We start from the raw sequence: 26,921 nt of genomic DNA on the forward strand, positions 1-26,921 counted from the left end.
AACTCTCAACAAAACCAACCCAATCAACAAAGCATTGTCAGGCTAAAGTGGGATTACAATTACTCATCAACGATTCCATAAATACACGAAGAATCGTCGGTTGTGTTGCTGCGCGTTTTGTGACAGAAGAAAACGGCCATTTAGAGCCAAATTGCTGCGGCACAATCTGGCGCATATGGCCGGAATCAACCCATTGGCGGGCGTAATGTATAGGAAGGAATCCGATGTAAGCCCCGGTCAAAATGAGAATGGCCTGCGCCTCAACATTGTCTACAGTCGCCGCTGCACTACCTGATTTGAGCAATTGCAGATCGCGTTGTTGCAGGAAGCCACGCGCCACAATTTGACTATCACGGACCGCTGCAATCAGGCCATCACCCTCTGCCTGGTTATTGAAAAGCGGATGGTAGCAACTGCAGTACAAGCCATCCTCCTCATCGTATACCTGCGTATAGGCCAACCCCGCCACCTCGAATGGAAAATGTCCTATGGCGACGTGCAGTCGTCCATCCAATACGCGTTCCTCCAACTCGGCTGGTGTACCAATGTAGATATCCAGTTGCACATCATGCCCAAGCGAGACGAACTGTCGCAAAGTGCGTGACAGAACGCTGCCACTATCGGTAACGGTATTGTCGATGATGCCCAGATAGAGTCTGCCCGATATATGCCGCTTGAGCGCTGAGGTATCCATACAAAAGGTGTCTACTGCCAATAACAAGCGTTGTGCTGCCTCGTAAGTCGCCGCGCCATGTTCAGTAAGCCGAAAGCCACTTCGTCCCCGTTCACACAATTTGACACCAAGCCGTGTCTCAAGGCTGGTCATCTGTTCACTAATAGTGGACTGACTGACATTCAGGGCTGCCTGAGCGGCCGAAAAGCCATTGCATTTCACAATTGTCATGAAAATTCTCAGTAGCTTTAGGTCAATATTGTGCAGTTGATTCACTTCTCTTTCCTCTTACGCATTGCTTCGGAAATGCCGATATGAACATCTGATGTTTTCTATTTTTATACTGCAAATTGTTGACCATAGTCATTGTTAAGGCAAATAAACAAGTGCCTGCCGTTCATCAGAAAATCCACAGATGGGGAGAGAAAATGGGGAACAATAACTATGAGACTGGACGATTAAACTTACCGTTTGTCGGGCATTGTACTTTTGCCAAATCGCCGGTATGCCTCAACTGGGAAGAGATTGATGCCGACGTGGCGATTCTTGGAGCCCCAAATGATATGGGGACCCAATGGCGCGCAGGATCCCGTTTTGGGCCACGCGGTATTCGCGAGGCATCTACTTTGTTTTCATTTGGTCATGCCGGTGCTTATGACCATGAAGATGATGCGCTCTACCTGACACAAGATCAGGTACGCATGGTCGATGTGGGTGATGCTGACATCGTGCATACCGACATGGTCAGTAGTAACGCAAACATCGAGCTTGCAGTACGAAAAATTCTTGCCTCCGGCGCCATGCCGGTGGTGCTGGGGGGTGACCATTCGATTCACGCACCTGTCATCAAGGCATATGCAGGACGAGGACCGATTCACATCGTTCACTTTGACGCCCACCTCGACTTTGTCGATGAACGTCACGGCGTGCGCTATGGCCATGGCAGCCCACTACGCCGTGCATCAGAAATGGACCATATCGTCGGCATGACACAGCTTGGCATCAGGAATGTCTCCTCATCCAACCGCAGCGACTACGACGCAGCCCGCGCAGCAGGTTCGAACATCCTGTCAGTGCGTGACGTGCGCCGTTTAGGCACTGAGGCTGTACTAGCGCAAATACCTGAGGGTTGTAACTACTATCTCACTATCGATATCGACGGTTTCGACCCCTCTATTGCACCAGGTACCGGTACGCCGAGCCACGGCGGATTCCAGTACTACGAGGTCCTGGAAATCATTCAGGCATTGGCCAAACGCAGCAGTGGAAACATTATCGGGATGGATTTGGTCGAAGTAGCCCCTGCCTACGATCCCACTGGTGTGACCTCAATTCTGGCCGCCCAACTGCTGATGAACAGTATTGGTTTCATTTTCTACGAGCGTAAGCAGGCGTTGTCTCGCTGAGAACTATAAAGAGAGGATGATCAAATGGATGCAACAGTAAAACACTATCTCGACCAATACGGTATTTCCGAGGCAACGCGACGCTTTTTGGCCAAACCGCAGAAAATGTTTATCGGTGGCCAGTGGGTTGACGGTAGCGAAGGAGAAGTCAGTGCCGTCACTGAGCCGTCCACCCAGGGCCTTTTGACGTCGATTCCGCTCGCAACGACCACTGACCTGGACCGAGCAGTAGCTGCGGCCCGCTACCAGTTCGACCACGGTGAATGGCGTCGCCTGAAGCCACTGGAACGCGAGCGCCTGATGCACCGCCTGGCCGACCTGATAGAAGCCAACGCCGATGAACTGGCTGAGATCGAATCAATTGATATGGGGAAATCGGTATCGCAAGCGCGTGACGTCGATATCCAGGGCACCATCGACACCTTCCGCTATTTCGCTGGCTGGGCCTCTAAGCTGCATGGTCGCACTGTCGAGCCATCCCTGCCGGGCAATTATCTGGCATATACCCGCAAAGAACCGATTGGTGTCGTTGCCGCTATTGTGCCGTGGAACTTCCCACTGCAAACCATGGCATGGAAACTGGCGGCCGCACTAGCGGTAGGCTGTACGGCCGTGATTAAACCCGCTGAACTAACATCATTGTCGACGCTGCGCTTTGCTGAATTAGTACAGGAAGCTGGTATTCCTGACGGCGTTATCAATATCATCACCGGGCATGGCCATGTGATTGGCGCAGCCATGGCCAGCCACCCGGGGATCGACAAGGTAACCTTTACCGGCTCCACCCCTGTTGGTCGTGAAGTCGGGCATACCGCCGTCGAGAACATCAAGCGTGTCACCCTTGAATTGGGAGGCAAATCTCCCGTTCTGGTACTAGAAGATGCCGATATCCCCGCCGCAGCTCAGGCGGTCGCCAACGGTGTGTTCTTTAACTCTGGCCAAGTGTGCGATGCCGGTACCCGAGCCTATATTCACCGCAGTATCTACGATCGCTTTTTGACGGCACTTGCCGACTACACCTCGACGCTGAAGATTGCGCCAGGTCTGGATCGGGAGTGTTTCATCAGCCCACTAGTATCGGCCAGGCAGAAGGACTCGGTACTGTCTTACATTGATGCTGGCGTGCGCGAAGGTGCGACACTTTACTACGGTGGTCGTCCTCAGCAAGAAGAGGGTTTCTTCGTTGAGCCAACCATCTTTGCTCACTGCCGCAACGATATGCGTATCGTACAGGAAGAGATCTTCGGCCCGGTGCTAGTGACCGCCCCGTTCGATACAGTCGAAGAGGCAATTGAGCTCGCCAACGATTCACCGTTTGGCCTGGCTGCCGCTATTTATTCAAACGACCTGGCCCGCGTACACACGCTAATTCCCCAGCTACATGCCGGCTCGGTGTATGTCAATGCGCACAGCACCATCGACCCGGCACTGCCATTCGGTGGTTTCAAAGATTCTGGTTTTGGTAAAGATCTGGGCCCTGAGCAGCTTGACCACCTGATGGAAACCAAAACGGTGTGGATCACCTTGCCTTCATAGTCCGACTCGCCAGCCACTTCCGAAGCAAGCCGCTGCTGTTCGGAAGTGGCCAGATAGCGCACAACACACTGAACTAGTGAGCCGGTTACTACCTGGCTTAATGAATTCTTATTGCTTCACCCTTATCGAGTACGGGGTATTTTATGCAAACAGAATCAACAGCAGTGAAAGCCACCAGCAACGATCAAAGCCCTATTGAAGGACGCTCGATCGATTTTGTACCAGAACAAGAGCGTACCGATAAACTCTCAAGCCAGGGGCCATTCTGGTTCGTCGGCAACTTTACCTTCTTCACCATGACTATTGGCTTTGTTGGTCCGAGTGTCGGTCTTGATGCACTGTGGACCACGATTGCTGGCACTCTGGGCATCATGTTCGGTACGTTATTTATGGCTTTCCATGGCTCACAAGGGCCACACCTGGGGCTACCACAGATGATCCAGTCACGCGCACAATTTGGTTATCGTGGCGTGGTGCTGGTCTTGATAGCGACACTGTTTGTGTTCGCGGGCTTTAATATCGTCAACCTGGTGCTGATGATGCAGGGGCTGAAAACACTGTTCAGTTGGGATCCTTTGCAGGTTGCGCTGGCAGTGACTGTTCCCGCTACCATTCTGGCCATACTCGGCCACGACTGGATGCACAAAACCTTCAAATGGTCGCTGTATCTATCGTTGCCTTTGTATGGACTGGTCACTCTGGCGGTGCTGATGGGCTGGGTTCATGATGCTCCAGTAGTTGAAGGGGCGGTGCAGGAAGCACCGCTGGGCTTCAACTGGACAGGATTTATTGCACAGTTTGCTGCCGCCGCCAGTTACAACATAGCCTACGCGCCGTATGTGTCCGACTATTCGCGCTATCTGCCTAAAAATACCTCAAGCAGCAAGCTTATCACGGCGGTATTTCTGGGCGCATCGCTATCAGGTGCCTGGATGATCTCAGTAGGTGGCTGGTTGGCTGCCCATCTGCATGCGACTGATGTACTGGTGGCACTCAATACTGTTGGCACCGGCTTTGCTCCACATCTGGGTACCTTTATGGTGGCTATCACCATTCTGGCCTTCCTGCCTGTTATTGCGATGAACATTTACAGCGCCAAACTCACGGCCATAACCAGTGTGGATTCCTTCAGGAAGATTGAACCGACTGCCAAAACCCGCATTGTGGCGATCTTCTTAGTCGTGTTCCTGCAATTGGGTGTAGCAATGAGTATCTACAACTCCGGCTCTGGCTTGTCGGTGCTCAACATCTATCTGGTTGTGATGCTGTACTTCCTTGTGCCATGGACAGCAGTCAACCTCACAGACTATTTCTTTGTGCGCAAAGGACGCTATGCCATCCCACACTTCTTCTTGCCACACGGCAACCTCTATGGCCGCTGGGGAGCTCGTGGTTTGCTCTCCTACATGGTGGGTTTCATGGCGATGGTCCCATTCTTCTGCATCTTTGAAGGGAGTCGCGAGGTGTATGTCGGCCCGATAGCACGTGCAATGGGTAGCGTTGATCTGGCCTGGCTGGTGGGGCTTATCGTATCCAGCATCGTCTACTACCTGTCTTGTCGTTCGCTGAACCTACATCACGAAGAAGCGGTGATCGCGCAAATCGAAATCAATATGCCGGAGTACACCACCGGGAATAAATGACGCGTCTGAGGTTGTTGTCCAGAACATGAATGGAGCAAGAGCAATATGTCTACCAAACAATTTGACTATATCATCGTGGGTGCCGGATCAGCGGGTTGCGTGCTGGCAAATCGTCTGACCGAAGATTCAAGTGTAAGTGTGCTGGTGATTGAGTTCGGCGGCAGCGATAAAAGCATTATCATCCAGATGCCCAGCGCGTTCTCAATACCGATGAACACTAAAAAATATAACTGGCACTACGAAACGGAACCCGAGCCACATCTGGATGGGCGTCGCCTGCACTGCCCACGTGGAAAAGTGCTTGGCGGTTCGTCGTCCATCAATGGCCTGGTCTACATCCGTGGCCATGCGTGCGACTTTGATGAATGGGAGTCGTCAGGTGCCAAAAATTGGGGTTATCGCAACTGCCTGCCCTATTTTCGCAAAGCAGAGAATTTCAAGTTTGGTGGCGACGACTACCGCGGTTCAGAAGGCCCGCTCAGCACTAACAACGGCAACAATATGCAAAACCCCCTTTATGGGGCCTGGGTAGAGGCTGGTACACAGGCGGGCTACATAAAGACCGACGATACCAACGGTTACATGCAGGAAGGCTTTGGCGCAATGCATATGACGGTCAAGAATGGTGTGCGATGGTCCACCGCTAATGCCTATTTACGTCCTGCCATGGAACGGCCCAACCTGACCGTCATCACCAATGCAATGACGCGTAAACTAGTACTGGAAGGTAAGCGTGTGGTGGGCGTCGAATATGAACACGGCGGGGAAATACACACCGTGCGCTGCACCCGTGAGGTGTTGGTTTCTTCAGGTCCGATCGGTTCCCCCCATCTCTTGCAGCGTTCAGGCATCGGCCCAGCCGAAGTATTGCGTCAAGCCGGTATTGAAGTGAAACACGACCTACCCGGTGTTGGGGAAAACTTGCAAGATCACTCTGAGATTTACATTCAATTTGAATGTAAGGAACCCGTTTCTCTTAACAGCAAAATGGGGTTGATCCCTAAGGCACTGATTGGGTTGCGCTGGTTACTCTTCAAAGATGGTCTGGGTGCGAGCAACCATTTTGAGGCGGGTGGTTTCATCCGCTCAGAGAAAGGATTGCGCTGGCCAGATATCCAGTTCCATTTTTTACCCGCGGCGATGCGTTACGACGGTGACAAGCCGTTCAAGGGACACGGTTTCATGGTACTGACAGGGCCAAATAAGCCGAAAAGTCGTGGTTATGTACGGGTGCGATCTGCCGATCCGTATGAACATCCTGAAATCCGTTTTAACTATTTGGAGCGGGAAGAGGACCGTGAAGGTTTTCGCCGTTGCGTGCGCCTGACACGCGAGATTATCGGTCAGCCTGCCATGGACAAATTTCGTGGCGTGGAACTTGCCCCCGGCCCGAACGTGAAAACTGACGAAGAAATTGATGCTTTTGTGCGTGCCAACATGGAAAGTACAATGCATCCATGTGGTTCTTGCCGGATGGGTGAGGACGATTTGGCTGTCGTCGATTCTGAATTGCGCGTGCACGGCCTACAAGGGCTACGCGTAATTGATTCATCCGTATTCCCAACAGAACCTAACGGCAACCTGAATGCGCCGACTATCATGCTGGCAGAGCGCGCGGCTGATCTGATTCGTGGTCATTCGATGCTTGCGCCGTCCAATGCTCAGGTCGGTCTGGCAGACAAGTGGCAAACGCAGCAACGCACCAGCGAGCCCCGCCGCAAAGTCACCGTCTAGCTCATCCAGTTTAGATAATGTTCGGTTTCCAGTGCTTTGATTAAACCCACCAGCCCAATAAACGGCTGGTGGCCTCGCCCTAAGCTGACAGACTTGCTACCCTCTTTAACAACCTCTTGGCTGGCGTCGATGATTTGTCTCATATTCCGTTAAGATCACTACCGCCGGCGCCCGCTCTATAAGTATTTATAAGGGTTCATCGATAATGGCGACTCAAACACCTAAAACCCCAAGCGCTCCGGTATCGTCAAAAGCACCGTTTAGCCCAGAAAGCCTGCAATTCCTGAATAAGCTCGCACAAAACAATTCACGCGATTGGTTTAAAGACCATCAGGATGAATACGAAAATAACGTCAGAAGCCCTGCTCTACGTTTTATCGAACAGATGCAGCCTGGCATTCTGGCCATATCGTCCAAACTGACCGCCGTGCCGAAAAAAGTGGGGGGTAGTCTGATGCGCCCTCAGCGCGACAGTCGTTTTAGCAAAGACAAAACGCCTTATAAAACCAATGTCGGCATTCAATTTCGTCATTTCCAGGGGAAAGATGTCCATGCTCCTGGGCTCTATGTTCATATTGCCCCGGAAGGTTGTTTTATTGCGGCCGGGATTTGGCACCCAGAATCTAAAGCCCTGAATGCCATTCGCATGTGTATAGATGAAAATCCAAATGCTTATCGGAAGGCGTTGCAGACCTTGCAAAACCAGGGGTTTATAATGGATGGCGATAGCTTAAGTCGCCCGCCAAAGGGTTTTGATAAGACGCATCCCCTGCTAACAGAATTGAAGCGCAAAGATTTTATCGCCGTCAAAAATATCGATTTCGAAGAGTTGTGTAAGCCTGGTGCCATCAGCTTTTGTGCCGAACAGTTTCAGCATTGCGCACCATTGATGGCCTACCTCTGTTTCGCACTTGAGCTCGATTTCTAGAACCCTCGATCAAGTTGCCAAAATGTTAAGTTCGTCACACTAATGGTGTTACACTACGCGGCTTTATCGCAGTAACGACGCCAGGTGACGAAATGAGTGAGCATATTGAAGGAACCATCGAACCGAGGGTCGTCGCGCGGCCTAATTGGTCGGCGGTATTTGCCGTGGCATTCTGCGTCGCATGCCTGATCACCGTAGAGTTTTTACCGGTCAGTTTGCTGACGCCGATGGCGCAGGAATTAGGCATTTCTGAAGGTGTCGCGGGGCAGTCCGTTACCGTTACTGCCTTCGTCGCCATGTTCGCAAGCCTGTTTGTGACCAGTATTATCCGCTCAACCGATCGCCGCTACGTAGTGTTCCTGTTTGCCATTCTGCTTACTATCTCCTGCCTGCTGGTTTCCTTTGCGAGCAACTTTACGATGCTGCTGATGGGCCGAGCCTGTCTGGGCGTTGCGCTGGGTGGTTTCTGGGCGATGTCCGCTTCATTAACCATGCGCCTGGTCCCGGCTCGAACGGTGCCAAAAGCGTTGTCGGTTATCTTTGGCGCAGTGTCTATCGCACTAGTGATTGCCGCGCCGTTAGGCAGTTTTTTAGGTGGGATTATTGGCTGGCGCAACGTCTTTAATGGCGCGGCGCTGATGGGCGTGGTGTGCATTATTTGGGTGTGGAAAGCGCTACCATCGCTACCGGGTGAATCAACCCAGCACAAGCAAAACATGTTTGTCCTGCTTAAACGCCCTGGCGTTTTGGCTGGGATGGCTGCGATTTTTACCGCCTTCGCCGGGCAGTTTGCCTTCTTCACTTATATTCGCCCGGTTTATATGACGCTAGCCGGATTCGACGTCGACGGCCTGACACTGGTGCTACTGAGCTTCGGGATCGCCAGTTTTGTCGGGACTTCGCTTTCTGCCGTTTTCCTGAAGCGCTCGCTCAAGCTGGCGCTGACCTGCGCACCGCTGATACTGGCGCTTAGCGCCTTAACACTGGTGTTGTGGGGATCGGATAAGATTGTCGCTTCTGTCGTTGCCATAATTTGGGGCTTTGCCTTCGCGCTTATTCCGGTCGGCTGGTCAACGTGGATCACCCGCTCGCTGGCGGATCAAGCTGAAAAAGCGGGATCTATTCAGGTCGCCGTGATCCAGTTGGCAAACACCTGCGGTGCAGCAATTGGTGGGCTCGCGCTTGATAACCTCGGCATATTCTCGCCGCTGGTGTTGTCTGGCAGTTTGATGCTACTGACTGCGCTATTGGTAGCGGCAAAAGTGCGGGTGAAGTAGTTGTGTCGGATGGCGCTAGCGCTTATCCGACCTACAAGCCGACAAATCACTGCAACCCATTAACCCCGCCAGAAAGGTTTGTCTCCCAGAACCGTCGCACGGTGCATAATGCGCCGCGCTGGCAGATAATCCGCGTTAGCATAATGCTGTGTGACGCGGTTATCCCAGAGAGCAATGTCGTTTTCCTGCCAACGCCAGCGCACCTGGAACTCCGGTTTTGTAATATGCGCGAACAGGAATGCGAGCAGTGCATCGCTTTCTTTTTGCGAGATATCGACAATTCGCGTCGTAAACCCCTCATTAACAAACAATACCTGCTTGCCGCTGACCGGATGGGTGCGAATCACCGGATGCAGCAACGGGGGATTTTTAACGACCGCTTCGCGCCAGCGCTGATGTTCCTCTTCGCTGCTCAAATGTTTATATTCCGGGAATGACTTCCTGAAGTCATGCTCTGCCCGCAGTCCAGACAATAAACGCTTAAACGGTTCTGAAAGCGCCTCGTACGCCGCAATACCGCTGGTCCACAAGGTGTCGCCACCCGTTTCAGGAATAAGCTTTGCCGCCAGAATCGCCCCGGCAGGCGGCGTTTCAATAAAGGTCACGTCGGTGTGCCAGTTGTCGTTATCCGGCGGATTATCGTTATGCGTATCCAGCACAATAATCTCTTCCACCCCTTCCGCATGCGGGTAAACCGGGTGGATATGCAGGTCGCCAAACCGCTGCGCCAGCGCTCGCTGTTGTGCAGGAGTAATCGGCTGGTCGCGCAGGAACAACACCTGATGGCGGATCAGTGCGTGATAAAGCTGCTCAAACTGGTTATCGGTCAAACCCCGGCTTAGAGTTACGCCACTGACCTGCGCACCAATGTACGGCCCCAACGGCACAACATTCACTTTTTCACTCATTGCCCTTCTCCATGCCATGGGGTTAAGCGGCGCTGCAAGGCGCGTAAACCCAGCTCTAAACAAAATGCAATAACTGCAATCACGCCGATCCCCGCCAGCACCACGTCGGTTGCCAAAAACTCACCGGCTGACTGCACCATAAAACCTAATCCACGCGTGGCGGCGATAAGCTCCGCGGCAACCAGCGTTGACCAGCCAACGCCAAGCCCGATACGAAAGCCGGTGAGGATTTCCGGCAGCGCACCGGGTAAAATCACATGCCATACCACCTGAAGGCGTGATGCCCCCAAAGCCTCGGCAGCACGAATGCGCACCTGTTTCGCACCGCGTACGCCAGCCATCGTCGACATCGCAACAGGAGCGAATATCGCCAGATAAATCAGCAAGATCTTTGAGGTTTCACCGATGCCGAACCAAATCACCATCAGTGGTAAATAAGCCAGCGGCGGCACCGGGCGATACAGCTCAATCAACGGATCGAGAATGCCGCGCACCGTTGGGCTAAGCCCCATAGCAATACCGACCGGAATGCCAATCAGCACCGCAGCCAAAAGTGCCGTGAGAATGCGTAACAGGCTGGCGGCGAGATGCTGCCAAAGTGTGGCATCCATAAATCCTTGTGGCCCGGCGATGCTAATCAGCTTCATCAATACCTGGCCTGGCGGTGGCAAAAATAGCGGGCTTATCCAAAGCTGTGCCGCCACCCACCACCACAGCAAAATGATTGCCGTCACCGTTGTGAGGCTGAGCGTTATCTGGCGCGAGAATGGCCAGCGCACCGCCAGCCGTTTGCGACGGGCTTTATCCTGAATAACGATGCTCATAAAAAACCCTCGCGTTGTTCAAACACCCGGCTCAGCACGTACTCGCGCTTAGCGATAAATTCCGGGTCGGATTTGATGTTTCGGCACGGTTCACCTTCAGCAAACCTGCGGCCAAAATCGAGCGGTAAACGCTCCAACACGCGCCCCGGTCCTGGTGAAAGCAACACGAGTTCGGTTGCCAGGAACACGGCTTCTTCAATGTCATGCGTAATCAACAACACCTGGCGACGACTTTCGTGCCATTGTTTTAACAGCAGGGTTTGCATTTGCTCGCGAGTAAATGCATCCAGCGCGCCAAAAGGTTCATCGAGCAGTAACAGTTGCGGACGCGTGGCTAGTGCGCGAGCAATTCCCACACGCTGGCGCTGCCCGCCGGAGAGCTGCCAGATGGCGCGCTTCGCCTTATCTTCCAGCCCGACTTTGCGCAGCATATCGATCGCGATTTCCTCACGCTCTGGCTTTGGTTGCCCGGCAAGTTGCAGGCCGAACGCGACGTTATCCAGCACGGTTCGCCACGGCAGCAGACCTTCATGCTGAAACACCACACCGCGCTCAGCGCCTGGTCCGGTAACCTGCTTACCCGCAAGCGTGATGCTGCCGGAGTGATAAGGAACAAAGCCAGCTATCAGGTTCAGCAGCGTAGTTTTCCCGCAGCCGGATGGGCCGAGAACCACCAGTAACTCACCTTCATCCACGGTCAGATTGATATCGTTGAGAACGGTTTTACCATCGAAATCTGCGCTTAAATGCGAAACCTGTAACATGGCTAACTCCTTACTGCGCCAGTGTTTTCACGAAGCGGTCGGTGACAAACTGGCTGTAATCCGTCTCTACCGCCGGGACTTTGCCCTGCGCTTTGAGGAACTGAGCGGTGTCGACAATCGCCTTGTTTACCGGGCCGCTGAGTTGCTCAGTTTGCTGGCTGGCAGTGAGATAGGTATTGCCTTTAACCAGCACCGGAACATCGCTTTCGGGCACACCGCTCAGACGCGAAAGTTTGCTGAGGTTATCTGGCTGTTTCAGCCATTCATCGGGATTATCGATATAACTTTTCTGCGCGGCGAGAGCGCTTTTGGCAAAGGCTTCAACAACTTCAGGATGGGCCTTAGCAAAGTCTTTACGCACCACCCAGACATCCAGCGTTGGTGCGCCCCATTTACCCACTTGCGCGGAATCGGTCAGCACGGTGCCCTCTTTTTCCAGCTCGTTGACCGCTGGTGCCCAAACATAAGCCCCGTCGATATCACCGCGCTGCCAGGCGGCAATAATCGCCGGAGGCTGAAGGTTAAGGACTTCAACCTGACCCGGTTTGATACCCCAGTGTTTCAGAGCCGCAAGCAGGCTGTAATGTGTAGTGGAGATAAACGGCACGGCAATGCGTTTGCCAATCAGATCTTTCGGGCTGGTGATGCTCTTCTTCACGACCAGCGCTTCAGAGTTACCCAGTTGCGAGGCCAGCAGGAACACTTCGATTGGCACTTTTTGGCTGGCGGCCACCGCAAGCGGGCTTGAGCCGATATTGCCAATCTGCACATCGCCAGACGCCAGCGCACGTACTACACTCGCGCCACTATCGAACTTGCGCCATTCCACTTTTGCGCCACTATCTTTGGCGAAAGCGTTATCGGCCTGCGCGACTTTGGCGGGTTCAGCAGATGTTTGGTACGCGACGGTGACATCCACTGCGAATGCCGGTGCTGCAATAAGGGCCAGAGCGGCCAGCCAGAGAGAATGTCGTTTTGTTACCATGATGAGTGCTCCTGTATCGGGGTTAGGAGCAGTATTTCCAATGGCGAGGATTAGATAAAAGAATTAAAAATTATCGCTAATGCTTTTATATTTTTAGATTAATTTTGGGGAAGGATAGTTGGGAAGTGGGAATGGAGTAAAACGCGTTCTGAAAAAGAAACGGGCCCGATGGCCCGCTGGGATTAATGTTCCAACTCAAGCTCGCGAGCCCGAGTCGCTTGCTGGCAATATTGCTCGTAACGCTTCCGAAACCAGGCCTGCTGATCGGTGCTCATGTTGCCGGTTACAGCCTGAATATCAACCACTTGCCCAAGTGCATACATACGAGCAAAACTACGTGCCAGAAAATCGAAATTGTTTACTGCCTGTAGGTCTCTTTTCATCAGCATATTCCTCTGGTTAGCTCATTTCTGGTGAAAGGCCATATGCTTTATCTGGTCTCAGTATTCGCCAGTTTTTGAATGTTTATTGAGCTAAATGTGCGTACTTTTACCAGAAAAAGGAATAACACTCGAAGGCTTGAAGCTGCTCACAAAACGGACAAATTGATACGACCTTTCAGCAGCTCGGAGAAAGAATGAAAATATTAAAAAGCAGCATCAGAGATGTGACAGCCAGCGATGATGTCACAGTATGCGAACCGGCAAATCTCTACGAATGTACCCTGCACGATGGTGTATTTGTCGGCCCTTTTGTCGAGATTCAAAGGCACTGTATTATTGGTGCGGGCACACGCATCCAGTCACATTCATTCCTTTGCGAGAAAGTGATAACGGGCAAAAACTGCTTCATCGGTCATAACGTAACGTTCGCCAACGACCTTTTCCGCTCCGGAAGGCTCAACCCAGATCCTGAAAGCTGGGTCAGTATTCAGCTGGGCAATAATGTGATTATCGGCAGCGGTAGTACGATCCTGACTGAACATATCTGTAGCGGTGCGGTGATCGGTGCCGGAAGTGTGGTGACGAAGGATATTGTTAAGCCGGGGATTTATGCAGGGAACCCAGCTCGATTGTTGCGAGAGATTTAGAGCCACAAGGGCTTTGCCGTTTTATGATGAATGGGAACGCACTGGCTTCAGGTCCAGTGTGTTCCGTTCGTCAACCACGTATCGCCGCTTCGATAGCTGCAACGTCTATTTTCTTCATCGACATCATCGCCCCAAATGCACGGCTGGCGATATCCCCACCCATGGCGAGGGCTTCGGTTAGTACCCGCGGGGTAATTTGCCAGCTAACACCCCATTTATCTTTGCACCAACCGCATTCGCTTTCCTGGCCGCCGTTACCGACTATAGCATTCCAGTAGCGGTCCGTTTCGGCCTGATCTTCGGTGGATATCTGAAAGGAGAAGGCTTCACTATGTTTGAAATGTGGTCCGCCATTGAGGCCGATACATGACACACCTGCAACGACAAACTCAACAACTATTGTGTCACCAGCTTTGCCATCCGGATAGTCGCCAGGCGCTGGGATGACGGCACCTACGCTACTGTCTGGAAAGGTCGCAGCATAGAAACGAGCAGCATCTTCCGCATCATGATCGTACCAAATACAGATAGTATTCTTAGCCATAAGTTAGCCTGCCTGGCATTGCGCCTTTGGTGGTTTTTCAACCATAAGTATGTACCGAATCGGTTTTTTGTGGGTGTAAGAGGCTTTTTCTGTGGTCTGTATCGCTTAAATAACGAGGAAATTGCATAAATCGCAGACAGCAAAAAGCCCTGTACGTCAGTACAGGGCTTGTATTCGTATCATCCTGATACTCACCCCTCCGGGGCCGTCGCGAGCGACGTGCAACATTGTTCCCGACAATGTTGTCCACTTATCAGGCACAAAAAAGCCCCATGCTTTCGCATGAGGCTTGTTTGTTTAGTTGGAGCCTGGCAGTTCCCTACTCTCGCATGGGGAGACCCCACACTACCATCGGCGCTACGGCGTTTCACTTCTGAGTTCGGCATGGGGTCAGGTGGGACCACCGCGCTAGTGCCGCCAGGCATATTCTGTTTTGTTAACCGTTGCGTTATTCACACAACCATCAACTTAATCTCGGTTCAAGCTGAAAATCAAAATGCTTAGTCTCTCAACCAAAACACCTTCGGTGTTGTAAGGTTAAGCCTCACGGATCATTAGTACTGGTTAGCTCAACGTATCGCTACGCTTACACACCCAGCCTATCAACGTCGTAGTCTTCAACGTTCCTTCAGGACCCTTAAAGGGTCAGGGAGAACTCATCTCGGGGCAAGTTTCGCGCTTAGATGCTTTCAGCGCTTATCTTTTCCGCATTTAGCTACCGGGCAATGCCATTGGCATGACAACCCGAACACCAGTGATGCGTCCACTCCGGTCCTCTCGTACTAGGAGCAGCCCCCCTCAATTCTCCAGCGCCCACGGCAGATAGGGACCGAACTGTCTCACGACGTTCTAAACCCAGCTCGCGTACCACTTTAAATGGCGAACAGCCATACCCTTGGGACCTACTTCAGCCCCAGGATGTGATGAGCCGACATCGAGGTGCCAAACACCGCCGTCGATATGAACTCTTGGGCGGTATCAGCCTGTTATCCCCGGAGTACCTTTTATCCGTTGAGCGATGGCCCTTCCATTCAGAACCACCGGATCACTAAGACCTGCTTTCGCACCTGCTCGAGCCGTCACTCTCGCAGTCAAGCTAGCTTATGCCTTTGCACTAACCTCACGATGTCCGACCGTGATTAGCTAACCTTCGTGCTCCTCCGTTACGCTTTAGGAGGAGACCGCCCCAGTCAAACTACCCACCAGACACTGTCCGCAACCCGGATTACGGGTCTACGTTAGAACACCAGCCATTAAAGGGTGGTATTTCAAGGTTGGCTCCACAAGAACTGGCGTCCTCGCTTCAAAGCCTCCCACCTATCCTACACATCAAGGACCAGTGTTCAGTGTCAAGCTATAGTAAAGGTTCACGGGGTCTTTCCGTCTTGCCGCGGGTACACTGCATCTTCACAGCGATTTCAATTTCACTGAGTCTCGGGTGGAGACAGCCTGGCCATCATTACGCCATTCGTGCAGGTCGGAACTTACCCGACAAGGAATTTCGCTACCTTAGGACCGTTATAGTTACGGCCGCCGTTTACCGGGGCTTCGATCAAGAGCTTCAGCTTGCGCTTAACCCCATCAATTAACCTTCCGGCACCGGGCAGGCGTCACACCGTATACGTCCACTTTCGTGTTTGCACAGTGCTGTGTTTTTAATAAACAGTTGCAGCCAGCTGGTATCTTCGACTGCCTTCAGCTCCATCCGCAAGGGACTTCACCTACCGACAGCGTGCCTTCTCCCGAAGTTACGGCACCATTTTGCCTAGTTCCTTCACCCGAGTTCTCTCAAGCGCCTTGGTATTCTCTACCTGACCACCTGTGTCGGTTTGGGGTACGATTTGATGTTACCTGATGCTTAGAGGCTTTTCCTGGAAGTGCGGCATTTGTTACTTCAGCACCGTAGTACCTCGTCATCACACCTCAGCGTTAGATAAGAGTCCGGATTTACCTAAACTCTCCGCCTACATGCTTAAACCGGGACAACCGTCGCCCGGCTAACATAGCCCTCTCCGTCCCCCTTCGCAGTAACACCGAGTACAGGAATATTAACCTGTTTCCCATCGACTACGCCTTTCGGCCTCGCCTTAGGGGTCGACTCACCCTGCCCCGATTAACGTTGGACAGGAACCCTTGGTCTTCCGGCGAGCGGGTTTTTCACCCGCTTTATCGTTACTTATGTCAGCATTCGCACTTCTGATACCTCCACCAGACCTCACAGTCCAGCTTCAACGGCTTACAGAACGCTCCCCTACCCAACAACGCATAAGCGTCGCTGCCGCAGCTTCGGTGCATGGTTTAGCCCCGTTACATCTTCCGCGCAGGCCGACTCGACCAGTGAGCTATTACGCTTTCTTTAAATGATGGCTGCTTCTAAGCCAACATCCTGGCTGTCTGTGCCTTCCCACATCGTTTCCCACTTAACCATGACTTTGGGACCTTAGCTGGCGGTCTGGGTTGTTTCCCTCTTCACGACGGACGTTAGCACCCGCCGTGTGTCTCCCGTGATAACATTCTTCGGTATTCGGAGTTTGCATCGGGTTGGTAAGCCGGGATGGCCCCCTAGCCGAAACAGTGCTCTACCCCCGAAGATGAGTTCACGAGGCGCTACCTAAATAGCTTTCGGGGAGAACCAGCTATCTCCCGGTTTGATTGGCCTTTCACCCCCAGCCACAAGTCATCCGCTAATTTTTCAACATTAGTCGGTTCGGTCCTCCAGTTAGTGTTACCCAACCTTCAACCTGCCCATGGCTAGATCACCGGGTTTCGGGTCTATACCCTGCAACTTAACGCCCAGTTAAGACTCGGTTTCCCTGCGGCTCCCCTATACGGTTAACCTTGCTACAGAATATAAGTCGCTGACCCATTATACAAAAGGTACGCAGTCACCCCATAAAAGAGGCTCCCACTGCTTGTACGTACACGGTTTCAGGTTCTGTTTCACTCCCCTCGCCGGGGTTCTTTTCGCCTTTCCCTCACGGTACTGGTTCACTATCGGTCAGTCAGGAGTATTTAGCCTTGGAGGATGGTCCCCCCATATTCAGACAGGATACCACGTGTCCCGCCCTACTCTTCGAGTTCACAGTATGTGCATTTTTGTGTACGGGAGTATCACCCTGTACCCTGCGACTTTCCAGACGCTTCCACTAATACACAAACTGATTCAGACTCTGGGCTGCTCCCCGTTCGCTCGCCGCTACTGGGGGAATCTCGGTTGATTTCTTTTCCTCGGGGTACTTAGATGTTTCAGTTCCCCCGGTTCGCTTCGTTAAGCTATGTATTCACTTAACGATAGTGCAACGAATTGCACTGGGTTTCCCCATTCGGAAATCGTCGGTTATAACGGTTCATATCACCTTACCGACGCTTATCGCAGATTAGCACGTCCTTCATCGCCTCTGACTGCCAGGGCATCCACCGTGTACGCTTAGTCGCTTAACCTCACAACCCGAAGATGTCTCGTAAGACACAATCGTATGTTGTGAAAATTTGAGAGACTCGAACATATCGTATTCCCATTCCTTATTACGGAGGAATGAGACGACATGTCGTTTCAATTTTCAGCTTGTTCCGGATTTTTAAAGAGCAATATCTCAAACATAACTCACTGAGTTAGTTTTGAGATATTCGGTGATAATGTCTTTCACACATTATCGGAGATGGCGTCCCCAAGGGGATTCGAACCCCTGTTACAGCCGTGAAAGGGCAGTGTCCTGGGCCTCTAGACGATGGGGACACGAATAATCCTTTGCAGGATATCGCTTTTTGCTCATTTACTTTCATCAGACAATCTGTGTGAGCACTACGCAAGTTCGTATCTATTAGGTAAGGAGGTGATCCAACCGCAGGTTCCCCTACGGTTACCTTGTTACGACTTCACCCCAGTCATGAATCACAAAGTGGTAAGCGCCCTCCCGAAGGTTAAGCTACCTACTTCTTTTGCAACCCACTCCCATGGTGTGACGGGCGGTGTGTACAAGGCCCGGGAACGTATTCACCGTAGCATTCTGATCTACGATTACTAGCGATTCCGACTTCACGGAGTCGAGTTGCAGACTCCGATCCGGACTACGACGCACTTTATGAGGTCCGCTTGCTCTCGCGAGGTCGCTTCTCTTTGTATGCGCCATTGTAGCACGTGTGTAGCCCTACTCGTAAGGGCCATGATGACTTGACGTCATCCCCACCTTCCTCCAGTTTATCACTGGCAGTCTCCTTTGAGTTCCCGGCCGAACCGCTGGCAACAAAGGATAAGGGTTGCGCTCGTTGCGGGACTTAACCCAACATTTCACAACACGAGCTGACGACAGCCATGCAGCACCTGTCTCACAGTTCCCGAAGGCACTAAGGCATCTCTGCCGAATTCTGTGGATGTCAAGAGTAGGTAAGGTTCTTCGCGTTGCATCGAATTAAACCACATGCTCCACCGCTTGTGCGGGCCCCCGTCAATTCATTTGAGTTTTAACCTTGCGGCCGTACTCCCCAGGCGGTCGACTTAACGCGTTAGCTCCGGAAGCCACTCCTCAAGGGAACAACCTCCAAGTCGACATCGTTTACGGCGTGGACTACCAGGGTATCTAATCCTGTTTGCTCCCCACGCTTTCGCACCTGAGCGTCAGTCTTTGTCCAGGGGGCCGCCTTCGCCACCGGTATTCCTCCAGATCTCTACGCATTTCACCGCTACACCTGGAATTCTACCCCCCTCTACAAGACTCTAGCCTGCCAGTTTCGAATGCAGTTCCCAGGTTGAGCCCGGGGATTTCACATCCGACTTGACAGACCGCCTGCGTGCGCTTTACGCCCAGTAATTCCGATTAACGCTTGCACCCTCCGTATTACCGCGGCTGCTGGCACGGAGTTAGCCGGTGCTTCTTCTGCGAGTAACGTCAATCGCCAAGGTTATTAACCTTAACGCCTTCCTCCTCGCTGAAAGTACTTTACAACCCGAAGGCCTTCTTCATACACGCGGCATGGCTGCATCAGGCTTGCGCCCATTGTGCAATATTCCCCACTGCTGCCTCCCGTAGGAGTCTGGACCGTGTCTCAGTTCCAGTGTGGCTGGTCATCCTCTCAGACCAGCTAGGGATCGTCGCCTAGGTGAGCCATTACCTCACCTACTAGCTAATCCCATCTGGGCACATCTGATGGCAAGAGGCCCGAAGGTCCCCCTCTTTGGTCCGAAGACGTTATGCGGTATTAGCTACCGTTTCCAGTAGTTATCCCCCTCCATCAGGCAGTTTCCCAGACATTACTCACCCGTCCGCCGCTCGTCACCCAGGAGCAAGCTCCCTGTGCTACCGCTCGACTTGCATGTGTTAGGCCTGCCGCCAGCGTTCAATCTGAGCCATGATCAAACTCTTCAATTAAAAGCTTGATTTGCTTCAACTCGTGAAGCGGTGCTCAAAAATTAACTTTCGTAGTACTTCTTTAGTTAAACAAGTCAACTAAATGAATTACTGCTTGGTCACTCTTCAAGACTTGATATTTTTTTGATACCCGAAGGTATCTGAGATATCAATCCTGCGAGTGCCCACACAGATTGTCTGATAAATTGTTAAAGAGCAGTGAGTTACGCGCTTTCGCTTGCTAACTCGAGGTGGCGTATATTACGCTTTCCTCTTTCAGAGTCAACCCTTAATTTCAGGATATTTGACTCTCATCGCCGCCGTTACTCTGTGATGTTGTTCACATGTTCCGTGTCGATGGAGGCGCATTATAGGGAGTTCTGCTGAGGCTGCAAGCCTAAATATGCAGTAATTTTACTGACTGCTGCAATCCCCAGCAAAACCCCGCTTTATACGCAGTTACACACAAAGTTATCCACAAAACGAATCGACTCCCCTTGATAAACTCACCTCAAAGTCAGTAATAACGTCATCAGCAACACCAGAAACGCCCCATGAAGACGCATTTTTCTGCCTCACCGTTCATTTATAACCTCCGCGAAGCCGAGGTTAACGTTCCTAACCACGAGTTCTGCCTTAAACATGCCATTTCCTGTTCTTCCTTTTATATATAGGAAGGTGTAAGAAGTTTGGCGACATGGAGAGCAAAGCTTTTGATGGCGGCAGCATCGTGCGTGAATGTATCCGGCTTCTCGCAAGTGAACAGTTGTTACAGCCGAGCCACGATGAACCCCGCACGCATCGTTCCTTTATAAGTACACTTCGGGCTTTCGGTACTACCTGCTTTCGGCCTGCGTCGATTCGCAGTTGTGTTATCCGCTTAAACACCGCAAACATGTAAAACGTATGCGAACCGGTTTAGCTATATAAATGTACGCTGCACGATGATGTCTTTGTCGACCTGTTCGTGAACTGCGTGATGGGTGCCTGGCGCGTAATAAAGAAGGAAATCGTTAAGCTCGGGGATTTACGCGGGGAGCCAGGCTTGGGTGTTGCGGAAGGATTGGCTTTTCTTGATTCTTTAGTTCCATTCAGGAGCGACTACGAACTCCGTAGTATCCAGCGTTTTACTGTCCCTCTAAATTACCCATCTACTTAACAAGAATCGTTATTGGTGTAAGAACGGAGGGAATCATGACTAATGGTTGGCATCAGGCAGATATCATCGCTGGTTTACGAAAGAAAGGTACGTCGCTGGCAGCACTTTCGCGAGCGGCTGGTTTGAGTTCATCTACACTAGCGAACGCTTTAACGCGCCCCTGGCCTAAAGGGGAGTTTTTGATTGCTGAGGCGCTTGGGGTACATCCGAGTGAAATTTGGCCGGAGAGGTATTTTGGGGAGGATGGGGAGCCGTTTGATCGAGCGATTTTAATGAAAAATGCGACATCACGATTGAAAGGGGCGAAAACCAAAGAAAACCCACTCTTCATTGATTAACCAGAAGTTTCACTGAACTTCGCTGGATAGAATTTCCAATATGTTATCTAGCGAAGCCCTGATAGTAATCATAATTCTATGAAGTCCAAATTTACCTCTAAGAAATCCGGCTAGCTCTCATCATCCTTTTTCTATCTATGACATTTCCCTGTTTATCGAAGTAACGGCTGGGCCAAATTTCCGAAGGGGGAATCCCTAACGCAACAGCTATTAAAAACTCCCCTTTCGGCCACGGACGAGAGAGTGCATTTGCCAGCGTAGAAGAACTTAAACCTGCTTGGCGAGATAAAGCAGCCAGCGATAATTTTTGTTTCTTCAATTTTGCAATAATATCAGCCGGATGCATGTCGATTCTTTCCATCTAATTCACTCCTTTGTTTTAGGTCAACAGTTCAACTTATCGCCATAAATACTAAGTATTACTTAGTACATTTTCAACTAGCAGCTACCAAAATCGTGATTCTGTTTCCAAACTTTCAGGATCATCATGCTCCCGCACCGTTTAAAAGAAGCGCGTCTTAAAGCTGGTTTATCCCAGCAACGTTTAGGGATTCTTGCGGGTATTGATGAAGCCACCGCCAGCGCACGAATGAATCAATATGAGCGTGGGATTCATACGCCCGAATTTGCGTTGGCTTGTAAGTTGGCAGAAGTGCTAAAGATTCCGGCCTGTTACTTTTATACGGTCGAAGATGATTTGGCTGAGGTTGTTATGGATTGGTTTAAATAAAAGCGATTGCTCAGTTAAGGAGAGAATAAATGCCCAGAATGACGGAAGAACAACTAAGATTCTTAAATGCTGAAGCAGGTGCTTTTTCTATAGTGACTGAACGAGAAGCCAATGAGGATAAATGTATAACCCTCGATATAGAAGAAAAGAGAGTGTTAACATCTCGATACCAGCCTGACTCCTTTATACGACGAGGTAATCACATATCTAATAATTCTGATGACAGAAAAATTTTTAATACAATAATTAATGATGACATAACCAGCCATGCTGAAAAAGAAATTCTTATTGTGCATCCCAAAAGCAGTGGCAATGAATTAAGATTATATATGAATGCCAGTATTAATTTTACAGGCAATCACAATGATATATTTATAATTTATACAGCAAGAAACCTATCCAACCCTATAATTGGTTTTGTTTCACAAGAGGCATGGGTTAAATTTACAAATCACAGTGATGTAATATTTATTATAAAAAACGAGAATGAAGAAGATATTTTTTATCAGCAAGCTATTTTTTTAGCACAAGCAAAAATCCCTAATGAAAGAAGAATGTTTAGATATGAACGAGATGTTAGCTTAGCTAAAGATGCAATAGAAAGAGCAAGTTATAGATGTGAGGTTAATCATCAACATCAAACATTTATATCACCTTTGACTAATGCTCCATTCATGGAGGCTCATCATATTATTCCATTAGGAAGCCAGCATTATTTTAAATTTAATATAGACCATATTGATAACATATGTTCACTGTGCCCTAACTATCATCGAAAAATTCATTATGATCAAAGCAATATGAAAAGAATACTTTTAAGACAGCTTTTTGATAAACGGAAGAATGTAATGGATAAAATGGGCATTAATTTTGATGTTCTGTGCATGTTATATGGCACTACCAGCTAATAATAGTAAGTAGCCAGCATCTAGGCGAACATGCTGGCTAATAATAAACCTTAAGCCATTTGACGCTTTTCTGCATTTCTGCTTAATTTATCTTCTGCATTTTTTAAAGTAGATATTAGTTGCTCAGCAACTGCATCGATTACCTTCACACACACAGAATTACCAAATTGCTTATAAATCTGGCCATGCGAGACCGAGTCAACAATATAGCTTTCAGGAAAACCTTGCAATCGAGCACATTCTCTCGGCGTTAGCTTTCTTGGATTTTTACCTAGTAAGCTTTGGTCTATTAGAATCTCCGAACCATCTTTATAGTAACGAGCACTTATCGTATTTGTATATTCACTATTCTCATTAAAAAGAGAATAACCAAATCCGTTACCTTTATTTTTGTGTTCTTCTTTTCTTTTCTGATGTCCTACCCACAACTTATCAGAAATAGTATAAGCATCTTTATTTATTGAATGTAAAATTTTCTGTAACTCATCTTGGTTATGTAAAATACTCCCTAATCGAGTCTTAGATTTTGGTGCTACAGGCCATTTGAATAGGGAGCTAAAATCTACATCTTTAAAATAGTCTTTATCAAATCCAATAATGAAAATCCGCTCTCGATTTTGAGGAATACCGAAATCAGCAGCTCTTAAAACTCGATAATCGACCCAATAATTCAATTGCTTAGACAATGCATTGCGAGCTTCTAAACTCATCGGTATCTCAGAGGGTATTTCTTGTTTATTCTCCCCCCTGAGTATATCAAGGATGCTTTTTAGTGTATTACCTTTGTCGTGACCTTGTAATTGTTTTACATTTTCTAAGAGAAATGCTTTTGGTCTTTTTTCAGCTAAAATACGCTGAATTTCAAAAAACATAGTTCCCCTGGTATCACTAAAACCTTGTTTCAATCCTGCCTGAGAAAATGCCTGACATGGAAATCCCCCTAAAAGGATATCGTGTTCTGGTATCTCTGAGGCCGAGATTTTAGTGATGTCACCATGCGGCATTTCACCAAAATTTGCAAAGTATGTTTTCTGTGCAAACTTATCCCATTCGGAAGTAAAAACACAATGCCCACCAAGCTTTTGAAAAGGAAGGCGTATTCCTCCAATTCCAGCAAAGAGATCTATAAAAGTGAAATCGCATGCTTCGAGAGTTTTCTGTTTGAATGGAGCATCAGCAATAGTTGAATTCATTTGTTCTTCCAGTAGTAGTAACTCGCGCCATTTAGTGTCGGATGGAATATGTTCTCCGGATTCCCATCCCCTTACTGTTCTCTCACCAGAAGCATTCATACCTAACAAAGAGGCAAAATTACTGGTACTTAAACCTAATTTAATCCTCAACCTTTTGATATAATTCGCTCGATTAGTACACATGGCATCTAAGTTATCCGGTTTTCGTCCCGGCGATCATAACGCTGTATAAAATCACATGCAATGGAAATTTTATGTATACAAAAACTATCGATGAATTGATAAATGATTGTTCAAAACTATCAAGTGGAATGTCTATTTCTTACAGCCCAATAGCGCCTAGCTTTAAATTTTCTAATACTGGAAGACGTGGTATAAAATATTTTTCAGTAACACTACCTCAATTATTATCCATCTTCGAAGATATTCGTAAAAATATAAATGCGTTCGAAAACCATACTTTCTATATAGAAGGTGAATGGAGAGATTTGCTTTCGAATTATGTCACAGATAATGTTGTAAATGCACTTTCAACAGTTCAAACATTACCTTTATTTGCTCTTTTAAATAAAGTAATCACCATATGTAATGGCAATGTTTATAACGAGAAAAATATATCTTTAGACAAAGATGAACTTGATACAGCTATTGAGTATTTAAAAAATCAAACTCCGAATAATGAGGAATACATTCTAAATCTGTTGAAGAATAAAAACGAAATATCAAATAACATTACTGCTATAAACAAAATTATTTATGGTGCACCGGGAACAGGTAAAAGCTACAAAGTAAATGAAATTATAGGAAGTTCCAAATGCATCAGAACTATATTTTATCCTGATATGCAGTATTCTGATTTTGTAGGATGCCTTAAACCAACATGCTATAAAGATGAAAATGATATCAATCATGTTACCTATGAATTTAGAGCAGGTCCATTTACAAGAGCATTGATAGAAGCCATAAATTTAATGGGTAGTGGGGAACATGTGTATCTAGTCATCGAAGAAATAAACAGAGCTTCAGCTCCAGCTGTTTTTGGTGAAATATTCCAACTGCTAGATAGAGATGACACAGGAAGAAGCAAATATGAAATAGATGTTATTGATCCTGACATGCTTGATTATATTAATAGTAACATTCCTAATAAAATTGAAAAATTGATAATACCACATAATTTAAGTATATTGGCTACAATGAATAGTAGTGATCAAGCAGTAATGCCTATGGATACAGCTTTCAAAAGACGATGGCATTTTGAATACTTATTAATTGATTATAGTAACTCTACAGATGGAACAATACCCATTGATATTTCACATGAAAATAATTCAATTCAAACTATAAATGTTAGCTGGAAAGATCTAGCCCAGGTTATAAATGAAGAGTTAAAGTTATTAAAAATACCAGAGGATAGATTATTAGGACAACGTTTTGTTTCAAGCTCGGAATTAAATTCACCTGAGTTAGCTAGATCTACTCTCGTAAGTAAAGTGTTAGTATATTTATGGGATGATGTTTTGCGACATGGGAAAAAACATTACATTTTCAGCACTGAAGAGTTTAATACTTTTGGTGATATTTATAATGCTTTTATAGAAAGGAAACCTATATTCAATGAGAATATTGAAGAGAAATTAATGTCAATATCACTATCTAAATGAGTCTTGGAATATGTCTGATTTTAATTTTTTCTGTGATAGAGCATTAGTTAATAAAGTTCCGCAAGAACTGGTTTCTTATCTGAGATTAAAAGGATTTATTTTACCCGAGCAAAAAAAAATTCACTTTGTTGGTTTAATTTATCTACATACTGGTATATACATTTTCCTACCTAGAAACAGTAATATTAGCAGTATCATAAAATCAAATGTGTCACTGAAGCATGAAATAGCCAGAAACCTATTATTATCAATCCACAAATATTTTCAATCATCCAGAAATATTCTCACTGGTGCAGATGAGAATGAGCATATTACAGGTGAAAAAAGCTTAAATTTATTAATTACATTACTAGAGGATTATAACACGAATGGTTTATACAAAAGAAGAAACCGCAGAATAGTAAAAAACTCAGGCAAAGTAGACTGGAATAGGACAATTAAAAAATGTGAATCAACTATTGATGAAAACACTCTGAACTTTCTAGATCATATAGGAACACGAAGTGTTGTTGACACAACTAATGAAATTTCAAAAATTCATGCGGAAATTATACGCCAAATTAGCAAAAATTTTGGATGGCTTACTTTTGCAAGTAATGAACATTATGAAAATTCTTTGAACCACATACCTATCTCACATATGGACTCTATTAATAAAATAAAATCAATAGAACATGAAATACTTCTTACTTATTCTGATCGAGATATTTTTTTATTAAAATCTTTAGAACTATATTTTAGATGTTAGCAAAAATGGACATTCAGATTTAATTATCGGCATCCGTGAATTTCATGGAATGTGGGAGAGAATGCTGGAAAAGAGTCTTACTTTAACAATAGATATTAATCATAGGCTTACGGCCCCTCTTTATAAAATTTCTGATGAATATATTTTTGCAGCACAGAAGGGCCAAAAAACAGATATTGCAATTCAATATAAAGATAGAATCATAATCATTGATGCGAAATATTATGGTGCTTCTAACATTAATAATTCGCCAAGTCTTTACGATATTGTCAAGCAGTTTTTCTATGCGAAGTCTCTAAAAATAGCGGAGCTAAGCATAAGTAAAATAGATAATGTTTTTGTTTTTCCAGGACAGACAGGAAGTATTCAATCGATTCACATGGCAACTAAAAGTACTAAAAAGATATATTCTTCTATCGACTGTCTGGATAAGCAATACCCCCCGATCATTTGCTTCTATCAAGACCCTTTAGAATTACTCAATTATTACTCTCAAGATAAAAAAGATAAAAGCCTTACACAAAAAATAATATCAGTTATTGATAACAGTACTTAATAATACATATCGCTATCATTAACAATGA

22 protein-coding genes, 1 tRNA gene and 3 rRNA genes are annotated in these 26,921 nt (G+C 48.0%); 13 read left to right on the top strand and 13 right to left on the bottom strand.

Annotated features, from left to right (window positions below):
* Positions 1-37: 37 nt before the first annotated feature.
* Positions 38-949 (bottom strand): LysR family transcriptional regulator, encoded by a 912-nt coding sequence (locus tag D8682_RS12375; RefSeq protein WP_121814387.1) that lies wholly within the window; start codon positions 947-949, stop codon positions 38-40.
* 152 nt (positions 950-1,101) lie between these two features.
* Between D8682_RS12375 and speB the strand changes: the two genes are divergently transcribed.
* The 6 genes from speB to nepI all read left to right on the top strand — a co-directional run bounded on the left by speB (position 1,102) and on the right by nepI (position 9,197).
* Positions 1,102-2,079, top strand: coding sequence for an agmatinase (speB, locus tag D8682_RS12380; RefSeq protein ID WP_121814388.1), 978 nt, complete (start codon positions 1,102-1,104; stop codon positions 2,077-2,079).
* Between the two features lie 24 nt (positions 2,080-2,103).
* Positions 2,104-3,615, top strand: a complete 1,512-nt coding sequence (locus D8682_RS12385; RefSeq protein WP_121814389.1) for an aldehyde dehydrogenase — start codon at positions 2,104-2,106, stop codon at positions 3,613-3,615.
* Between the two features lie 143 nt (positions 3,616-3,758).
* Positions 3,759-5,258 (top strand): cytosine permease, encoded by a 1,500-nt coding sequence (locus D8682_RS12390; protein ID WP_064540280.1) that lies wholly within the window; start codon positions 3,759-3,761, stop codon positions 5,256-5,258.
* Between the two features lie 45 nt (positions 5,259-5,303).
* Positions 5,304-6,992: a choline dehydrogenase gene (gene betA, locus D8682_RS12395; RefSeq protein ID WP_121814390.1), complete on the top strand. Its 1,689-nt coding sequence runs from the start codon at positions 5,304-5,306 to the stop codon at positions 6,990-6,992.
* 205 nt (positions 6,993-7,197) lie between these two features.
* On the top strand, positions 7,198-7,920 hold the full coding sequence (locus tag D8682_RS12400; RefSeq protein ID WP_121814391.1) for a DUF2461 domain-containing protein: 723 nt from the start codon (positions 7,198-7,200) through the stop codon (positions 7,918-7,920).
* A 92-nt stretch (positions 7,921-8,012) separates the two neighbouring features.
* Positions 8,013-9,197 (top strand): purine ribonucleoside efflux pump NepI, encoded by a 1,185-nt coding sequence (gene nepI, locus D8682_RS12405; protein ID WP_121814392.1) that lies wholly within the window; start codon positions 8,013-8,015, stop codon positions 9,195-9,197.
* A 59-nt stretch (positions 9,198-9,256) separates the two neighbouring features.
* Here the strand turns inward: nepI and tauD are convergent, their stop codons facing one another.
* The 5 genes from tauD to glgS all read right to left on the bottom strand — a co-directional run bounded on the left by tauD (position 9,257) and on the right by glgS (position 13,067).
* The gene (gene tauD, locus D8682_RS12410; protein ID WP_121814393.1) at positions 9,257-10,105 is read right to left on the bottom strand and encodes a taurine dioxygenase; all 849 of its coding nucleotides are present in this window, start codon (positions 10,103-10,105) and stop codon (positions 9,257-9,259) included.
* Positions 10,102-10,929 (bottom strand): taurine ABC transporter permease TauC, encoded by an 828-nt coding sequence (gene tauC, locus D8682_RS12415; RefSeq protein ID WP_121814394.1) that lies wholly within the window; start codon positions 10,927-10,929, stop codon positions 10,102-10,104. Before tauC ends, tauD begins: the two co-directional genes overlap by 4 nt.
* Positions 10,926-11,693 carry a taurine ABC transporter ATP-binding subunit gene (gene tauB / locus D8682_RS12420; RefSeq protein ID WP_121814395.1) on the bottom strand — a complete coding sequence of 256 codons (768 nt, stop codon included), beginning with the start codon at positions 11,691-11,693 and terminating at the stop codon, positions 10,926-10,928. Before tauB ends, tauC begins: the two co-directional genes overlap by 4 nt.
* Before the next feature lie 10 nt (positions 11,694-11,703).
* Positions 11,704-12,678 (bottom strand): taurine ABC transporter substrate-binding protein, encoded by a 975-nt coding sequence (tauA, locus tag D8682_RS12425; protein WP_370090844.1) that lies wholly within the window; start codon positions 12,676-12,678, stop codon positions 11,704-11,706.
* 182 nt (positions 12,679-12,860) lie between these two features.
* The gene (gene glgS / locus D8682_RS12430; RefSeq protein ID WP_121814397.1) at positions 12,861-13,067 is read right to left on the bottom strand and encodes a cell surface composition regulator GlgS; all 207 of its coding nucleotides are present in this window, start codon (positions 13,065-13,067) and stop codon (positions 12,861-12,863) included.
* A 188-nt stretch (positions 13,068-13,255) separates the two neighbouring features.
* On the opposite strand from glgS, the gene D8682_RS12435 reads away from it, so the two are divergent.
* On the top strand, positions 13,256-13,708 hold the full coding sequence (locus D8682_RS12435; RefSeq protein WP_064540304.1) for an acyltransferase: 453 nt from the start codon (positions 13,256-13,258) through the stop codon (positions 13,706-13,708).
* A 70-nt stretch (positions 13,709-13,778) separates the two neighbouring features.
* Here D8682_RS12435 and D8682_RS12440 read toward each other — a convergent pair whose 3' ends face one another.
* The 5 genes from D8682_RS12440 to D8682_RS12460 form a co-directional block, all read right to left on the bottom strand.
* Positions 13,779-14,252, bottom strand: a complete 474-nt coding sequence (locus D8682_RS12440; RefSeq protein ID WP_064540307.1) for a VOC family protein — start codon at positions 14,250-14,252, stop codon at positions 13,779-13,781.
* 306 nt (positions 14,253-14,558) lie between these two features.
* Positions 14,559-14,674, bottom strand: a 5S ribosomal RNA gene (gene rrf / locus D8682_RS12445).
* 111 nt (positions 14,675-14,785) lie between these two features.
* Positions 14,786-17,693, bottom strand: a 23S ribosomal RNA gene (locus D8682_RS12450).
* Positions 17,694-17,912: 219 nt separating this feature from the next.
* Positions 17,913-17,988, bottom strand: a tRNA-Glu gene (locus tag D8682_RS12455).
* A gap of 90 nt (positions 17,989-18,078) precedes the next feature.
* A 16S ribosomal RNA gene (locus D8682_RS12460) occupies positions 18,079-19,618 on the bottom strand.
* The 16S, 23S and 5S rRNA genes sit together here with 1 tRNA gene alongside, the layout of an rRNA operon.
* A gap of 1,173 nt (positions 19,619-20,791) precedes the next feature.
* Here D8682_RS12460 and D8682_RS12465 point away from each other — a divergent pair.
* The gene (locus tag D8682_RS12465) at positions 20,792-21,094 is read left to right on the top strand and encodes a helix-turn-helix transcriptional regulator (RefSeq protein WP_121814398.1); all 303 of its coding nucleotides are present in this window, start codon (positions 20,792-20,794) and stop codon (positions 21,092-21,094) included.
* A 97-nt stretch (positions 21,095-21,191) separates the two neighbouring features.
* Here the strand turns inward: D8682_RS12465 and D8682_RS12470 are convergent, their stop codons facing one another.
* Complete coding sequence (locus D8682_RS12470; RefSeq protein ID WP_121814399.1) at positions 21,192-21,455, bottom strand: helix-turn-helix transcriptional regulator; 264 nt, start codon at positions 21,453-21,455, stop codon at positions 21,192-21,194.
* A 126-nt stretch (positions 21,456-21,581) separates the two neighbouring features.
* Between D8682_RS12470 and D8682_RS12475 the strand changes: the two genes are divergently transcribed.
* Complete coding sequence (locus D8682_RS12475) at positions 21,582-21,824, top strand: helix-turn-helix transcriptional regulator (RefSeq protein WP_121814400.1); 243 nt, start codon at positions 21,582-21,584, stop codon at positions 21,822-21,824.
* Positions 21,825-21,853: 29 nt separating this feature from the next.
* Positions 21,854-22,732: an HNH endonuclease gene (locus D8682_RS12480; RefSeq protein ID WP_121814401.1), complete on the top strand. Its 879-nt coding sequence runs from the start codon at positions 21,854-21,856 to the stop codon at positions 22,730-22,732.
* A gap of 50 nt (positions 22,733-22,782) precedes the next feature.
* Here D8682_RS12480 and D8682_RS12485 read toward each other — a convergent pair whose 3' ends face one another.
* Complete coding sequence (locus D8682_RS12485; protein ID WP_238392845.1) at positions 22,783-23,925, bottom strand: DNA cytosine methyltransferase; 1,143 nt, start codon at positions 23,923-23,925, stop codon at positions 22,783-22,785.
* 254 nt (positions 23,926-24,179) lie between these two features.
* Here D8682_RS12485 and D8682_RS12490 point away from each other — a divergent pair, with 254 nt between their 5' ends.
* From D8682_RS12490 to D8682_RS27350, 3 genes are read left to right on the top strand one after another with little or no spacing between them, the layout of a single operon-like run.
* Positions 24,180-25,589, top strand: a complete 1,410-nt coding sequence (locus D8682_RS12490) for an McrB family protein (RefSeq protein WP_121814402.1) — start codon at positions 24,180-24,182, stop codon at positions 25,587-25,589.
* A gap of 10 nt (positions 25,590-25,599) precedes the next feature.
* Positions 25,600-26,337 carry an LlaJI family restriction endonuclease gene (locus D8682_RS27345; RefSeq protein ID WP_121814403.1) on the top strand — a complete coding sequence of 246 codons (738 nt, stop codon included), beginning with the start codon at positions 25,600-25,602 and terminating at the stop codon, positions 26,335-26,337.
* Positions 26,324-26,893: an LlaJI family restriction endonuclease gene (locus D8682_RS27350; protein WP_162303067.1), complete on the top strand. Its 570-nt coding sequence runs from the start codon at positions 26,324-26,326 to the stop codon at positions 26,891-26,893. Before D8682_RS27345 ends, D8682_RS27350 begins: the two co-directional genes overlap by 14 nt.
* Positions 26,894-26,921: the final 28 nt, after the last annotated feature.

The sequence above is a fragment of the Buttiauxella sp. 3AFRM03 genome, from assembly GCF_003675305.1.
GTDB classification, from domain to species: domain Bacteria; phylum Pseudomonadota; class Gammaproteobacteria; order Enterobacterales; family Enterobacteriaceae; genus Buttiauxella; species Buttiauxella ferragutiae.